At 38.3% G+C, this 15,648-nt stretch carries 8 protein-coding genes, 1 tRNA gene, 1 rRNA gene and 1 other annotated feature; of the genes, 5 read left to right on the top strand and 5 right to left on the bottom strand.

What is annotated here, in order from left to right:
- Positions 1-258 precede the first annotated feature (258 nt).
- From H8R91_RS10080 to H8R91_RS10065, 4 genes are all read left to right on the top strand, one after another.
- Positions 259-4,026: a phosphoribosylformylglycinamidine synthase gene (locus H8R91_RS10080; protein WP_186935989.1), complete on the top strand. Its 3,768-nt coding sequence runs from the start codon at positions 259-261 to the stop codon at positions 4,024-4,026.
- A 166-nt stretch (positions 4,027-4,192) separates the two neighbouring features.
- Positions 4,193-4,741: a magnetosome magnetite crystal formation protein family gene (locus H8R91_RS10075; RefSeq protein WP_186935987.1), complete on the top strand. Its 549-nt coding sequence runs from the start codon at positions 4,193-4,195 to the stop codon at positions 4,739-4,741.
- A 472-nt stretch (positions 4,742-5,213) separates the two neighbouring features.
- Entirely contained in the window at positions 5,214-7,895 is a 2,682-nt protein-coding gene (locus H8R91_RS10070) for a starch-binding protein (protein ID WP_186935985.1), read from the top strand.
- A gap of 115 nt (positions 7,896-8,010) precedes the next feature.
- Complete coding sequence (locus H8R91_RS10065) at positions 8,011-8,676, top strand: Crp/Fnr family transcriptional regulator (protein WP_186935983.1); 666 nt, start codon at positions 8,011-8,013, stop codon at positions 8,674-8,676.
- Positions 8,677-8,764: 88 nt separating this feature from the next.
- On the opposite strand, the gene H8R91_RS10060 is transcribed toward H8R91_RS10065, so the two are convergent.
- From H8R91_RS10060 to leuA, 5 genes are all read right to left on the bottom strand, one after another.
- Positions 8,765-9,565, bottom strand: a complete 801-nt coding sequence (locus H8R91_RS10060) for an MBL fold metallo-hydrolase (RefSeq protein ID WP_186935981.1) — start codon at positions 9,563-9,565, stop codon at positions 8,765-8,767.
- A 179-nt stretch (positions 9,566-9,744) separates the two neighbouring features.
- Positions 9,745-10,185: an Rrf2 family transcriptional regulator gene (locus H8R91_RS10055; RefSeq protein WP_022234179.1), complete on the bottom strand. Its 441-nt coding sequence runs from the start codon at positions 10,183-10,185 to the stop codon at positions 9,745-9,747.
- Positions 10,186-10,255: 70 nt separating this feature from the next.
- Positions 10,256-10,332 (bottom strand) — tRNA-Pro (locus H8R91_RS10050).
- Between the two features lie 265 nt (positions 10,333-10,597).
- Positions 10,598-11,449 carry a patatin-like phospholipase family protein gene (locus H8R91_RS10045; protein WP_186935980.1) on the bottom strand — a complete coding sequence of 284 codons (852 nt, stop codon included), beginning with the start codon at positions 11,447-11,449 and terminating at the stop codon, positions 10,598-10,600.
- A gap of 1,248 nt (positions 11,450-12,697) precedes the next feature.
- Complete coding sequence (leuA, locus tag H8R91_RS10040) at positions 12,698-14,374, bottom strand: 2-isopropylmalate synthase (RefSeq protein WP_186935978.1); 1,677 nt, start codon at positions 14,372-14,374, stop codon at positions 12,698-12,700.
- A 41-nt stretch (positions 14,375-14,415) separates the two neighbouring features.
- Positions 14,416-14,652, bottom strand: a binding site (T-box leader).
- A gap of 724 nt (positions 14,653-15,376) precedes the next feature.
- Here leuA and H8R91_RS10035 point away from each other — a divergent pair.
- Positions 15,377-15,648: ribosomal RNA gene (locus tag H8R91_RS10035) — 16S ribosomal RNA — on the top strand; the annotation flags it as partial.

The following is a 15,648-nucleotide window of genomic DNA, read 5'->3' as shown; positions in this document are numbered from 1 at the left end:
TTTTATTTTCCTAATAAAATTTGTACTTGGCAAAATAAGTCTTTTAATTATTTCCCTTTCAAAATTATCACTTTTTTTAAACTAAACTTTATAACCTACAATGTACATTAATGGCTTATATACCGACAATTTTTTGCTTGTACCAATTTTATACGATTTTATTCGTCAATTATTTTTATAATTACTTTATCGAAAAAAGAAAAAATGCTTTTGTGGTATTATTAAAATAATATGATTTTTACGGGAGGACGAGCTTCTATGTCAGGCGTAATCAGAATTTTTGTAGAAAAAAGAGATGGCTTTAATGTTCTTGCAAAGCAGACTTTGTGGGACATTCGCCACAACCTTGGTATGAGAAATGTTACCGACCTTCGATACATTATGAGATATGATATTGAGGGACTTTCACTCGACGAGTACAACGCAGCAAAAGGTACTATTCTTTCAGAGCCTAATGCGGATGTTATTTATGAGGAAACACTTCCTGTTGAGGACGGCTGGAAGGTATTTGCAATGGAATATCTCCCGGGTCAGTATGACCAGCGTGGCGACTCTGCCGAGCAGTGCGTACAGCTTCTTACACAGGGCGAGCGCTGTAAGGTGCTTACAGCAAGAGTTGTTGCCGTAACAGGTGATATTTCGGATGATGACCTTAAAAAGATTGAGGATTACCTCATCAACCCTGTAGAGAGCCGTCTTGCCTCTCTTGAAAAGCCGCAGACACTTGACATTGCAACTCCTGTTCCTGCCGATGTTAAGCGTGTAGAAGGCTTTATAAAATTTAACGACGAAGAAATGGAAAAGTATTACGGCTCAATGGGCTTTGCTATGACATTGTCAGACCTTAAGTTCTGCCGTGACTATTTCAGAGATACAGAAAAGCGTGACCCGAGTGTAACAGAGCTTCGTGTTATTGACACATATTGGTCTGACCACTGCCGTCACACAACTTTCCTTACAAAACTTGAGAAAATCGAAGTTGAAAAGGCAGCTCTCGGTTCGGTAATCGAGGACGCTCTCAATGAGTATTATGCTACCCGTGACGAGGTTTACGGAAAAGATACAAAGAGAATCGTATCTCTTATGGATATGGCTCTTATCGGTATGAAGTCACTTAAGAAAAAAGGTCTTATTCCTGACCTTGACGAGAGCGAAGAGATTAACGCTTGCTCAATCGAAGTTCCCGTAACTATTGACGGTAAAACAGAGCAGTGGCTCGTTCAGTTTAAGAATGAAACCCATAACCACCCGACAGAAATCGAGCCTTTCGGCGGCGCAGCTACTTGTCTTGGCGGTGCTATCCGTGACCCGCTTTCAGGTCGTTCATATGTATATCAGGCAATGCGTGTTACAGGTTCGGGAGATCCGACTATTCCTGTAAAGGACACAATGCCCGGTAAGCTCCCATCAAGAAAAATTACAACAGGTGCGGCTAACGGTTACAGCTCATACGGCAACCAGATCGGTCTTGCAACAGGTCAGGTTACAGAGCTTTATGACAGCGGCTATGTAGCAAAAAGACTTGAAATCGGTGCAGTTATCGGCGCATCACCAAAGGAAAATGTAATTCGTGAAGTTCCGCTCCCTGATGATATTATCGTACTCTTAGGCGGCAGAACAGGTCGTGACGGATGCGGCGGTGCAACAGGTTCTTCAAAGGCTCATACAGAAAGCTCTATTGAAACCTGCGGTGCGGAAGTTCAGAAGGGTAACCCGCCTACAGAGCGTAAGATTCAGCGTTTGTTCCGTAACCCTAAGGTTGCTAAACTTATTAAGAGATGCAACGACTTCGGTGCAGGCGGTGTATGCGTAGCTATCGGTGAGCTTGCCGACGGTCTTGCAGTTGACCTTGACAAGGTAACTAAGAAGTATGACGGTCTTGACGGTACAGAGCTTGCTATTTCAGAGAGCCAGGAGAGAATGGCTGTTGTGCTCGACAAAAAGGATGTAGAAACCTTTATTGCAGAGGCAGAGAAAGAGAACCTTGAGGCTACAGCAGTCGCAATTGTTACAGAAAGCCCAAGACTTACAATGACATGGAGAGGCGACAAGATTGTTGATCTCAGCAGAGAATTTTTGAATACAAACGGTGTTACACAGCTTTCATCAGCTTATATCACAGCACCAAAGGCAGAGGATTGCTACCGTAAGGCGTGTCCTGCTGTATTAAAGGATATGCCTGCCGACAAGGCACTTGAAGAAAATATGGCTCGTCTTGAGGTTTGCTCACAGATCGGTCTTTCAGAGCGTTTTGACGCATCTATCGGTGCCGCAACAGTAATTATGCCGTTCGGCGGTAAGAACCAGCTTACTCCGCAGGAGGCTATGGCTGCCAAGATTCCGCTTGAAAAAGGCGAAACAGATGACGCCACAGCAATGAGCTACGGCTTTATTCCGGGTGTTTCACGCTGGAGTCCGTTCCATGGCTCAGCATATGCGGTAGTTGAGTCACTTTCAAAGCTCCTTGCTATCGGTGCAAATCCACTTACAGCCCGCCTTACATTCCAGGAATATTTTGAAAGATTAAAAGATGTACCGGAGCGTTGGGGTAAACCTGCCGCTGCACTTCTCGGTGCAATGGAAGCACAGCTTAAACTCGGTATTCCGTCAATCGGCGGTAAGGACAGTATGTCGGGTACATTTGAAACTATTGATGTTCCGCCTACACTCGTAAGTTTTGCGGTTGCTATGACAAAGGCAAGCAAGACAGTATCAGCCGAGTTCAAAAATGTAGGTTCAAAGGTTATTTATGTACCTGTTCCTGAAAATAAAGAAACTCTTATGCCTGATTGGGACAAGCTTATCGCTATGTACAAGGCTGTTTACAAACTCTTTGACGAGGGCAAGGTGCTTTCTGCATCTGTTGTTAAAGAGGGCGGTGCTGCCGCAAGCGTATGTAAGGCTTGTTTCGGTAATGGCTATGGATTTAAATTTACAAATAAACTCACAAATGACGAGCTTTTTGCTCCGCTTTCAGGTTCACTTGTTATTGAGCTTGCAGACGGTGCGGAACTTGACAACAGTGTAGTAAGCTATGACCTCGGTACAGTTACAGACGACGGCAAGGTTACAGTAAACGGTGTTGCTGTTGATGTAAATACACTTATCGAAAAGTGGACTGCTCCGCTTGAAAAGGTATTCCCGACAAAGGCAGAGTGCCCTGAAATTGCGGTTGATATTCCGCTCTTTACACAGAGAAACACAAGCTCACCTGCAATTAAGACAGCAAAGCCAACAGTATTTATCCCTGTATTCCCGGGTACAAACTGCGAGGTTGACTCTGCAAGAGCTTTTGAAAAAGCGGGCGCAAATGTTGAACTTCTTATCGTAAAGAACCTTACATCCGCTCATATCGAAGAAACAATCAAGGCTATGGAGAAAATCATTTCTAAGTCACAGATGATTATGTTCCCGGGCGGTTTCTCAGGCGGTGACGAGCCTGACGGTTCGGGTAAGTTTATTGCTACTACTTTCCGTAATCCAAGAATTGCGAACGCTGTAAATGAGATGCTCAAGAACCGTGACGGTCTTATGCTCGGTATTTGCAACGGTTTCCAGGCACTTATCAAACTCGGTCTTGTACCTTACGGCGAAATCAGAGAACTTAAGCCGACAGACCCGACACTTACATTCAACACAATCGGCAGACATATCTCTCATATGGCTTACACAAGAGTTACTTCCGTTAAGTCACCTTGGTTTGCAAGTGTAAATGCAGGCGATGTATTTGCTATTCCTGTGTCGCACGGTGAGGGCAGATTTATGGCTGACGAGGCAACAGTTAAGATGCTTGCCGAAAACGGTCAGATTGCTACACAGTATGTTGACCTTAACGGCAACCCAAGTGCAGACATTACATATAATGTAAACGGTTCCGTATGCGCTATCGAGGGTATTACTTCACCTGACGGCAGAATCTTAGGAAAAATGGGCCACAGCGAAAGAAAGGGCGACAGCCTTTACAAGAATGTTCCGTTTGCTAAGGACCAGCTTATCTTTGAAAGCGGCGTTAAGTATTTTAAGTAATTAATGCTTATTCTTAAAGCAATATAGATAAAATGGCGGCTAAACACATATTTATGTTTAGTTGCCATTTTTAATATTTGCTTGACATATTTTGCGATATATTATATCATAGATAATGTTAATTTTAATAATTAATGAGGTATTTAAAGAAAAAGGAGTAAAAACAATGGCTTTTTGTAAAAATTGCGGCAATAACATTCCGGACGGAGCAACATTCTGCTCACATTGCGGAACACCCGTTTATGACACAACTTCGCAGGCGCAGACTCAACAGCACCAGTACGGCACACAGCAGAATAACTTTTTGAACAGTGATGATGTTACAGCAGAGTTTGATCCTATGGATATCAAAGAAAACAAGGTTATGGCAGTGCTTGCTTATATCGGTTTGCTTGTACTTGTACCTATTTTTGCGGCAAAGGATTCAAAGTACGCAAGATTTCATGCAACACAGGGTTTGAATATTACTGTTTTATCTGTTGCACAGGCTATTATTTACTATATTTTAGCCACAATTATAAGCATCATATTCCGTGGAAGTATTATTTTTGGAGTAGGCGGAGTTTTGCTTACAATACTCGGTTTTATAAACACAATTTTGTCAATTGCTTTTATTGTTCTTGCAATTTACGGTATTGTAAACGCAGTACAGGGTAAATGCAAAAAGCTCCCTATTATCGGAAAATTCGATATTCTCGGTAAATTTGTGAAATAATAACAGAATTTATTAAATGCCTGACTATGGTTATACGCCATAGTCGGGTATTTTGTTTTGTTATCAAAAATCGGGGTGAATTATTGTCTGCCAAACTTTTATAATTACCTGACGAAGTATTCCGCTAAACAGTAATGTATTATTGTTGCTACAATATATTAAGACAGAACCTTTTTAATTAATTTAACATAGCTTTGTATTATAATTGATATTATAAATTAAATTTTGCTGATATTAAGAACTTGTTTGTGAAAATGAACAAAAAATAACGGTTAAATTTTATTCCTCTTAAGATAAACATTCGTATTTACCATTATATAAGGGGAAAAATAATTATTATAATAAATAGTAAACATTGTTATTATGCCTTGTTTTTGGAGGTGATTTTTGTTAAGCAGGCAATTATTTAGAAACTTTTTGTAATTTTATGGTTTTTAGGTTTTGAAATTAACATTTTACGGGAGGAAAAAGCGTGAAAAAGAATAAAAGAATAATCAGTGCGGCTCTTGCGGCAAGTATGTTGTTGCCTTGTTTTGCAACAGCTGCGGTGTCGGCAAATGCGGCAGTTGTATCAGATGAAAATTCGGTTTCTGTCGGCGATTACGATTTAATGGACAACATTCAGGACGGTGTAATTTTGCACTGCTTTAACTGGAAGTACAATGATATTAAGGCAGAATTAAATAATATTGCCGAGGCAGGTTTTACAACAATTCAAACTTCACCTGCACAGCCCGGCAGCGGAACCGGTACATGGTGGTGGTTGTATCAGCCGTTGGGATTTTATATAGGTACTAGCGAACTCGGTACAAAGGCAGAGTTGGAATCACTATGTAAAGAAGCCGAGAATTATGGTATCAAGGTAATAGTTGATGTTGTAGCAAATCATCTTGCAGGCGACCATTCAAGAATAGAAGATGATTTAAAGCCATCAAAGTATTGGCATACTTTTGGAGGCGGTATTGACTGGAAAAACAGATGGCAGGTAACACACGGAGAAATCGGTATGCCTGATATCGCAACTGAAAATTCATATGTTCAGCAAAAAGTAGGAAAATATATGCAGGAATTAAAGTCAGTCGGTGTTGACGGTATTCGCTGGGACGCAGCAAAACATATTGGCGTTCCGAGCGAGGGCGATAATTTCTGGAGTTCGGTAACAAAGTATGGTTTATATAACTATGGCGAAATTCTTACCGGTCCTGATGACAGAGAAACCGGAAATGAAGATATAATGAAAGAATATACAGACTATATTACGGTAACCGACAGCAATTACGGTAAAACTCTGCGTGATTCATTTAATTCCGGTGATGCACCTGATTCGTCTGGAAACTGGTGTGATCGTGGTATTTCCTGCGATAAACTCATTTATTGGGCCGAAAGCCATGACACATGGTCAAATAACAAAGATTGGGGCTATTCAAATGATATGAGCCAAAATGTTATTGACCGTGCATATGCTGTTGCGGCAAGCCAAAATGAAGTAACTGCTCTTTATTTTTCTCGTCCGTCATCAAAAATTAAAGATAATATAAAAATCGGTGAAAAAGGCAGCACTCACTTTATAAGCAGTGAGGTTGCGGAAGTTAATAAATTCCACAATGCCATGAACGGAAAAGCCGATTGTTATAAAAAATCAAACGACTGCAGCGTAATTACCCGTAAAGACGGCGGTGCTGTTATTGTAAAAGGCAGCGGCAGCGGTAATGTTTCTGTTGAAAACGGCGGAGGCTATGCAAAACCGGGTACATATGTTGACAAAATTTCCGGCAACACATTTACGGTTACTTCATCGTCAATCAGCGGTAAGGTCGGCTCAAGCGGTATTGCCGTTATTTATGAAGAAGAAAATCCTAAGCCAAAGGTAAGTGTAACTCCGGGTTCTTCTACATACGAAACAGAAACTTACACACTTACATTAAATACCAAGAACGCTGAAAACTCGCAGTATTCCGTTGACGGCGGTAAATATCAGTCATTCACTGACGGTACGAAAATTACAATCGGCGCAGGTCTTGCGTACGGTACAAAGACAACAATCAATGTAAAGGCAAGCAACGCCAACGGTTCAGCCGATAAAACCTACATTTACACAAAGGTTGACCCGACATTAACGCAAAAAATTTACTTTGACAATTCATCTTATAACTGGTCAAATATATATGCTTATATTTATTCAGATGCAGTTTCTAATGCAAAATGGCCTGGCGAAAAAATGACTTTGGATTCTTCTACAGGTTATTATGTAATTGAAGTTTCAGATTCACTTGCAAACGGTGCGGTTATTTTCAGTGACGGCACAAACTCTGCAAGCAAGCGTTATCCTGCAGATGCAAAGCCGGGATTAAATCTCAACGGCGCTACAAAGATATTCAAAGCAAATCACACTTTTGAAGATTATAATACGCCTGTACCAACCCAGAGTACAACAGCACAACCTACTACGGCAAAGCCTACAACAGCACAACCTACTACGGCAAAGCCTACAACAGCACAACCTACTACGGCAAAGCCTACAACAGCACAGCCTACTACATCTCCTGCTGAAAAAGTACTTATCGGTGATACAAATCAGGACGGTAAAATTACAATCAGCGATGTAACTGAAATTCAGCTTTACATCAATGAAATGATTACATTTAATCAGAAACAAAAGATTGCAGCCGATGTTGACGAAGACGGTTCTGTTGATATCAGAGATGCTACATACATTATGCTGTACATTGTAAATCAGCCAAGCAGTGAGGCCAAGGTAGGTCAATACAAAGGCGGAATCGCTCCGACACAGCCGACAACGGTTAAACCTACAACACAGCCTACTACAGCGCCGACACCGACAACCCAACCTACAACTTCATCTGTATCTGACAAATATACTATGACATTTACAGATAACTACAACTGGGGTAATGTGAATTGCTACTATTGGTCTGACAGCAATACAAAAATGACATCATGGCCGGGAAAATCAATGACAAAGTCAACAACAAATGAATTAGGTCAGAGTGTTTATACCATTGATATTCCAAGCGATGCTACATATGTAATATTCAACAATGGCAGCAGTCAGACTGTTGATATTCCTGTTACAGGCAGTGCCAAGTTTTATATTTCGGGCAGTTCAAACGGAAAATATACCGTTAATAACTGATGATTTTAAAAATTGCGTTGAAATAAAAAATAAGAGTGATATAATAAAGCTGTCAGGTTTTATCAATCTGACAGCTTAAGTATATATTTTGTAATCAGGAGTATTGTTTATATTTATGGAGAATCAAATCGAAAAAAATATCGAGCATTTAAGAAATTCTCAACTTTTTCGTGGATTTACCGATGATGAAATAGAGAAATTTCTATATAATACTAAATTTAAGATTTTTGAACTTAATCGTGGCGCAATACTTAATGTTGAACTTGATAAATCAATTTTTGTTTTATACGGTTCAATAGCTTCTTATGAAACAAATATAGACGGTGTGAAAACATTTATAAATCATTTTGAACCCGACGGAAACGAATTGATAGCTATAAGCCTGGATACTCCGTATCCGACGGTATCGGTAGAGGCAAGGAAAAAATCGGTTGTTTTGTCACTTGAAACAAATTCGTTTTTAATAACCGATCCGTCAATTATTTTTTTACAAAACAGAGTTCAGCAAAATATTATCAGTATTTTTTACAGAATGACAGAAAATGTTATGCAGCGCATAATTGCTAATGCGGAATCTCTTTCGAAAAATAAAATTATTAAGTATTTGCGACAATTAAAAAGCGAGCAAAAAAGTGACAAATTACAAATTCCTTTTACAAGACAGGAGCTCGCAGACCATTTACAAATGGATATAAGCACATTGATGAGAGAATTAAAGAGTTTGCAAGAAAGCAATGTGCTTACATATGAAGGAAAAATAATTACGATTTTGAATATCTGACACTACTATACTTCTCAAAAGGGCAGTCCAAATAATGGACTGTCCTTTAAATATGGATTATAATTTATTTTATTGCAGAGAAATTTAATTAAGCGGGGAAAAATGCACCGGCTGTAATGTCAAGGTAGTTAAGTCCGGAGTAATTCGGATATTCTGACTTTACTTTTTCCTTAAATTCTTCGGCATTGGCTGACTTGTTTGCAATAGACTTAATATTCTTTACATAGTCAATCTTAGTCTTTACATCGTTTGTATCTTCCGGGTCATAGTGCGATGTGAGGATAAGGTCATAATTTTTGTTAATATAGCCCTCGAGTTCGGCAATCATTGCGTCGGCATGTGCTACACCGCCGATAATGGAGTGACAATCGTGACCGAGCATATGAGTGTAAATAACATTGATTTCAGGGAAAACAATATCAAAAGCATCAGCAGTTTCTACAATGTTAAGTTTTGTATCTGCGATTTTTAATGTTTCGCCTGGAATAATATTTGTAACCGAGTGAATTGATGAATCAAAGATATTGCCGAAAGCCTTTGTGAAATTTTCTACTAAAGCTTTACCGCCACCGACAGTGCCGTAAGTATTTGCCTTTTTAGTAGCATATTTCTTTACATTCGGCAAGAATGTGCCGCCGCCCATATGATAAGCGAGTACAACACCCTCAACTTGAGTACCTGTATCTTTAATAAACTGCTCAAGCTCTGCAATGTTGTCATTAAAGCAAGGCGATTCGATAACAACTGTTTTGTTGTTTTTTACAAGCATAATTGCTTCATCGTCAATAAAGTCATTTGTACGGTAAACCAATAACTTTACTTCACCGAATGAATATTCAAAGATAGTACCTTTTTCTAATTTGATTTCTTTGTAATCTGTCTTTTTCATAATAAAACCTCCGTAAAAATATTTATGTGTTGAATTTGTTGTAACCTTAATTATTACAACGATATATTATCACAAACTTGTTGTAATGTCAACGGTTACAACGATAAAAATAAAAAAAGATTTTAAGAATTTTCAAAAAGGAGAAAAATACTTAAAATCTTATTATTAATCAAATTATTTTATTGTTGTGATTTTATTATATTTTGCGTATCGTCCAAAACATCTTTTAATGTAACAGACGCAAGCTCTTTTTCCATTGCCTGCTGTACTTTTATGAGCCTGTCGTCAAGAACGGCGTGAATGTTTCGTCCGACGGGGCAGAGCGGGTTAGGATTTTCGTGGAAATGGAAAAGCTCGCCGTCACCCACGCAATCTACCGCTTTATAAATATCAAGAAATGTTATGTCATTTTCAGGCTTTGCCAGAACAGCACCGCCCGAACCCCGTGCTACTTCCACTATACCCGCTTTTTTTAACTGCCCGAGAATTTTACGGACAATTACAGGATTAACATTGGTGCTTGCAGCCAAAAACTCGCTCGTAATCTTGTTACTGTCACCGAAAGTTTTTATGCAGGTAAGGATATGAACGGCAAGAGTAAATCTGCTTGAAATCTGCATATATGTTCACCTCATTATAAAAAAGGATTACAGTAAGAAAAAACACGCTGACCGAGCGGTTAGCGTGTAATGGTCGGGATGACAAGATTTGAACTTGCGACACCACGCCCCCCAGACGTGTGCGCTACCAAGCTGCGCTACATCCCGTTGCAACATAATCTATTGTACCAAATGAATGTAAAAAAGTCAAGAGATAAGAGTTAATCTTCTAAGTATTCGTGCAAAACAGGCTTATAATTTTTAAATTTGTATTTATCGGCTAAGTTTAAATCAGCCTTATTTTGTATGTTAAGCAAATTTTTCAAAACTTTGCAATCGTCATATAAATAGGTATCATATTTGCTCCATACTAATTCTTCCGTTTGCCCATTCTTCTGACAATTGTTTTGCAATTTCAGATAAATGGACACCTTTAATTTTCAATAAATTTTCTAAGTTTATCAAGGTGTTTTCTTAAATCTGACTCACCTTGTTTGTATATTTTTTCTATTATTTCGGGGTTGCTTTCAGTTCTGCCTATGCCAAGACTTTGATTTGGCGCAATTACATAAATAAGTCCCTGTTCTTCAAGCATTTTTATATCTTCAAGCTGTTTGTTATACATTTGCGGTCTGTTTAAAAGTGCCTTTGCAAATTCAGGTTTCTTTCTGTAGCGCTTTGCGGAAAATTCGAGCGTTTTGTCGGCTTTTTTGCGGTAATCCCTTGCCTGCGTAAGTATAACTATGCATTTGTCACAGCCGTCATCAAAAGCGTGTTTAAACGGAATGCTGTCGGTAATTCCGCCATCAAGATATTCGTTTCCGTTTATTATAATCGGCTGAAAAAGCAGCGGTAATGCGCAGGTCGCTCTTAGTATTTCAAATTTTCTGTCATAGCGTGAAACAGGCACATACTCGGTTTTGCCTGTGTTTATATTTGTAAGAGTTGCGATTACATCACCTTTAAATTTTGCAAAAGTATCGTAGTCAAAGGGAACAAGTTTATTTGGAATTTCGTCCATAATAAAATCAAGGTTAAAGTAGCAGCGCTTTTTAGGATTGAGCAAATACTTTGTTCCCATATATCTTTTATCGTTTAAATATTTTGTTCCTATTATATAGTTTCTGCCGATTTGTTTTGAAACATAGGACACAGCATTGGAAATACCTGCCGAAGTTCCTATTACATAATCGGCGTAAATATTTTCTTTCAACATTTCGTCCATAACGCCGCAGGAGTAGTAGGTGCGTGCTGCACCGCCCTCAACTATAAGACCTATTTTCATATTATCACATCCTATAAAGATATTTTACTACAAAATCGGTAAATTTCAATACACATATATTGACAAAATAAAATTAATGTTTTTATAAATCTGTAAATACTTGCTCAACAAAACAAACAAATAATTTGCGTAAATATTTGCTTATTTTAAGATTAAATATATAAAATATTAGCAAAAGCAAACTGCAAGCAGCTTTAATTTAGCAAAATAATCAAAAACATTTTGCGCTTATTGTGCAATAATCAGGTTGCCAATTTAATACATTTTTGTCATGATAAAAGCGCTAAAATGTATTTTATACGCAAATAAGAGGTTTTTGCTTATTTTGTCGTATGTGTAATTTTATTACGGTGTTATTCTCCATTGCTTTGACTGGAAATACACCGACATTAAAGCAGAACTTAAGAATATTGCGGAGGCAGGATTTACTTCAATCCAGACTTCTCCTGTTCAGGGAAACAATAACCACGATTCATGGTCTGCATACAGTGCATAATCGCATTATAGTTTTATAGACAAACAGAATTTAACCCCCTCGCAATTGAGGGGGTTATTTTTATACTTAATTTTTAGCAGCCGCAGCCACAACCGTTAGAAGACTCGTTACCGCCACAACAAGCAAGGATAACTATAAGAAGAATAATCCATGAGCAGCAGTTGTTGCCATTACCGAAAAAGTTACACATAAGCGTTTGCCTCCTTTCTGTTTACACTACATAATATTGCAAAATACAGAAAGTGTGACTGTATAAATAAAGATGTTAAAAGACTAATTGCAATAGTTGCGAAAGTTAATGCGACAGCAACAAAGGAAAAGCCACGCTAATAAAACTACTAATTTGCCACTTTTTAAGGGCAAATCAGCCACACACGCAAACCTCTTTGTGTTCTTTAGAATATCGTTTCTCTAAGATTGCTAAAGTGCGACTTTCTTACTTTCTGCCACTCATTAGTCTTAACTTTTATTTTATCTTAAAATCTTTAATAATCTAAAGTTTAGTTATTATATTGTGCAATTACAGCTTAATATTTTATATTTAAAATCAGTGCATTTTTATTGTTTTATGGGCGCTGCCCAAACCCGCAACCCTTTAAAAAGGGTTGACCTGAATTTTGAATTTGTAAAACTAAACTTTTGGTGGTGAACCATATTTTTACATTAAACCAACAAACTAAAATCCGCTCAAATTATAATAAAATTGAGCGGATTAATAATTATATTGATATTATACTGTTAATTTTATATTTTTACATTTCAGCTCTGTTAATTGCATTAAGTACACCGAGTACAGATGCAACATTGACATTGGAATCAATACCGATACCAAAGATGTTCTTTCCGTCAGGCTTTTTGAGCTCAATGTAAGAAACAGCTTTTGAATCTGAACCCTGTGAAATAGCGTGCTGGCTGTAAGAGATAAATTCGTATTTGTCGAGTCCGAATTTCTTAATAGCATTAAAGAATGCGTCAATCGGGCCGTTGCCTACGCCGCTTAATGTAACTTCATCGGCACCGTTAATAGTCATCTTGCCCTTGAAGTGCACATAATCTTTACCGTTTTCGCTTTCTTCGTAAATCTTACGCTTTGTAAGAGCGTATTTCTGATGAACTTCAAGATAGTTTTCGCTGAATACTTCAAAAAGTTCTTTCGGAATAAGCTCTCTGCCGAGTTCTTCACACTTTTTCTGAACAAGTTTAGAAAATTCAGGGTGCATCTTCTTTGGAAGGTCATATCCGAAGTTATGGCTCATTACAAATGCGGCGCCGCCCTTACCTGATTGAGAGTTGATTCTGATAATAGGTTCATACTCTCTTCCGACATCGGCAGGGTCGATAGGGAGGTATGGAATTTCCCAATATTCTGTGCCGCTGTCTTTCATATACTGCATACCTTTATTGATAGCATCCTGATGAGAACCCGAAAAAGCAGTAAATACAAGTTCACCGATATACGGCTGACGAGGATTGATTTTCATATCTGTGCATCTTTCGTAAATCTCTCTGAGCTTTGGAAGATTAGAGAAGTCGAGTTTAGGGTCAACTCCCTGTGTAAACATATTAAGTCCCATTGTAACAATGTCAAGGTTACCGGTTCTCTCGCCGTTGCCGAAGAGTGTGCCCTCTACACGCTCTGCACCTGCAAGAAGTGCAAGCTCGCCCGACGCAACGCCTGTGCCTCTGTCATTGTGCGGATGCAAGCTGATTATGCAAGCCTCTCTGTTCTTTATATGTTTAATAAAATATTCAACCTGATCTGCGTATGTGTTTGGTGTGCACATTTCAACAGTGTTAGGAAGATTGAGGATAACAGGGTTTTCTTTTGTAGAACCGAGAGCTTCCATAACTTTATCGCAGATGTAAACAGCGTTCTCAACTTCTGTACCGCTGAAACTTTCGGGAGAATACTCAAATCTAAAGTTTGTATCGCCTGTATATTCGTCTGTAAGCTGCTTAATAAGTTTTGCGCCTTCAATAGCAATTTTTGTAACGCCTTCCATATCTGTTTTAAATACAACTTTTCTCTGTAAAGTAGATGTTGAATTGTAGAAATGAATGATTACATTTTTAGCGCCCTTAACTGCCTCGAAAGTTTTGCGGATGAGGTGCTCTCTTGCCTGAACAAGTACTTGAATTGTAACATCATCGGGAATATGGTTGCCCTCAATCAATTCACGGCAGATTTCGTACTCTGTTTCGGATGCGCTCGGAAATCCTATTTCAATTTCCTTAAAGCCCATATCAACAAGCGTGTGGAAAAATTCAATCTTTTCTTCCATATTCATAGGGTCAACAAGCGCCTGATTGCCGTCACGCAAGTCAACACTGCACCATATCGGTGCTTTTGTAATTACATTGTTTGGCCATTCTCTGTTTTCAAGCTTAATCTGCTGAAAAGGAATATACTTTTCAAATCCTGGTTTCATATAAAGTGCCTCCTAATTAATTGCACAAAAAATCGCCCCTAAAAAGGGACGAATAAAACATCCGTGGTACCACCCGGTTTTAGGTGCACATCACTGTACACCCCTTACAGACTTCCAACAAAGTCCTGACCGATAACGCAGTCTTGCGTTCTGCACTACATAACCTCGCACAGAAAACTCGGGGATGAGCTATACATATAAAGGTAATCACAGCTTTTCACCAAACAGCTGCTCTCTGAAGAAATACCAAAATATCTTGTTCCCGTCATCGCTTTTAGAGGGATTTACTTGTTGTTACTATTATATAGAGAATAAAAACTTTTGTCAAGATTTTTTCTCCTATAAAATACACTTTTCTTATATAATGTATATGGGAAGTAATAAGTATATGTGAAGTAATAAGTATAAAGTACAGATATACATTTGAAATAAAGAGTTGATAAAATAATTTTAAGTGTATTGAATAATCGACTAAATAATGGGTATAGTTAAAAGCGTTGAAAGTTTTATTATGCATGAATATGAAAATGCGTCAAATATGCGGCTTTTAAATTGTTTTTTAAGAAAAAATAAAAAAATTGAAAAAAGGGGTTGCAATTTGTAAAAAGGAGTGATATAATAACGAAGTCGCTTGAGGAAAGCACAAACAACAGAAAAGTTTAAAAGCACAGAAAAAGGATTTTAAAAAGTAATGAAAGAGATTTCAAAAAACTTTTTAAAAACTTTGAAAAAAGTGTTGACAAACGAAAACGAATGTGATATAATAATTCACGCACTGTTGAGAGAGGTTCGGTAAGAACCGACAAAAAACTTTCCAAAAAGTGCGTAGGACCTTGAAAATTAAACAACGAGAAAGATAAAGGAACCCGTAATACTTTGAGGATACTCAAAGATTTACAGTGAGATGCACACAACAAAGCATCAGAAATTACGGATACGTTAGTATTCGGAATGAGCGATTAAAGCTCTGAAATTGATAGTAAGCGAAAGCTTAATATACAAATTTTAGAGAGTTTGATCCTGGCTCAGGACGAACGCTGGCGGCGTGCCTAACACATGCAAGTCGAACGGAACTTCTTTAAAGGATTTCTTCGGAATGAATTTGATTAAGTTTAGTGGCGGACGGGTGAGTAACGCGTGAGTAACCTGCCTCTGAGAGGGGAATAACATTCTGAAAAGAATGCTAATACCGCATAATATATATTTATCGCATGGTAGATATATCAAAGATTTATCGCTCAGAGATGGACTCGCGTCCGATTAGTTAGTTGGTG

Origin of the sequence: Ruminococcus intestinalis (assembly GCF_014288065.1) — a bacterium.
Lineage (GTDB): Bacteria > Bacillota > Clostridia > Oscillospirales > Acutalibacteraceae > Ruminococcoides > Ruminococcoides intestinale_A.
Note: the sequence above shows the minus strand (reverse complement) of the source record. Positions and strands in the feature narration are given on the sequence as shown.

Excerpts from the sequence above, each read along its gene's own strand:
- H8R91_RS10080 (WP_186935989.1), top strand. The coding sequence starts at position 259 with ATGTCAGGCGTAATCAGAATTTTTGTAGAAAAAAGAGATGGCTTTAAT.
- H8R91_RS10075 (WP_186935987.1), top strand. The coding sequence starts at position 4,193 with ATGGCTTTTTGTAAAAATTGCGGCAATAACATTCCGGACGGAGCAACA.
- H8R91_RS10065 (WP_186935983.1), top strand. The coding sequence starts at position 8,011 with ATGGAGAATCAAATCGAAAAAAATATCGAGCATTTAAGAAATTCTCAA.
- H8R91_RS10060 (WP_186935981.1), bottom strand. The coding sequence starts at position 9,565 with ATGAAAAAGACAGATTACAAAGAAATCAAATTAGAAAAAGGTACTATC.
- H8R91_RS10055 (WP_022234179.1), bottom strand. The coding sequence starts at position 10,185 with ATGCAGATTTCAAGCAGATTTACTCTTGCCGTTCATATCCTTACCTGC.
- H8R91_RS10045 (WP_186935980.1), bottom strand. The coding sequence starts at position 11,449 with ATGAAAATAGGTCTTATAGTTGAGGGCGGTGCAGCACGCACCTACTAC.
- leuA (WP_186935978.1), bottom strand. The coding sequence starts at position 14,374 with ATGAAACCAGGATTTGAAAAGTATATTCCTTTTCAGCAGATTAAGCTT.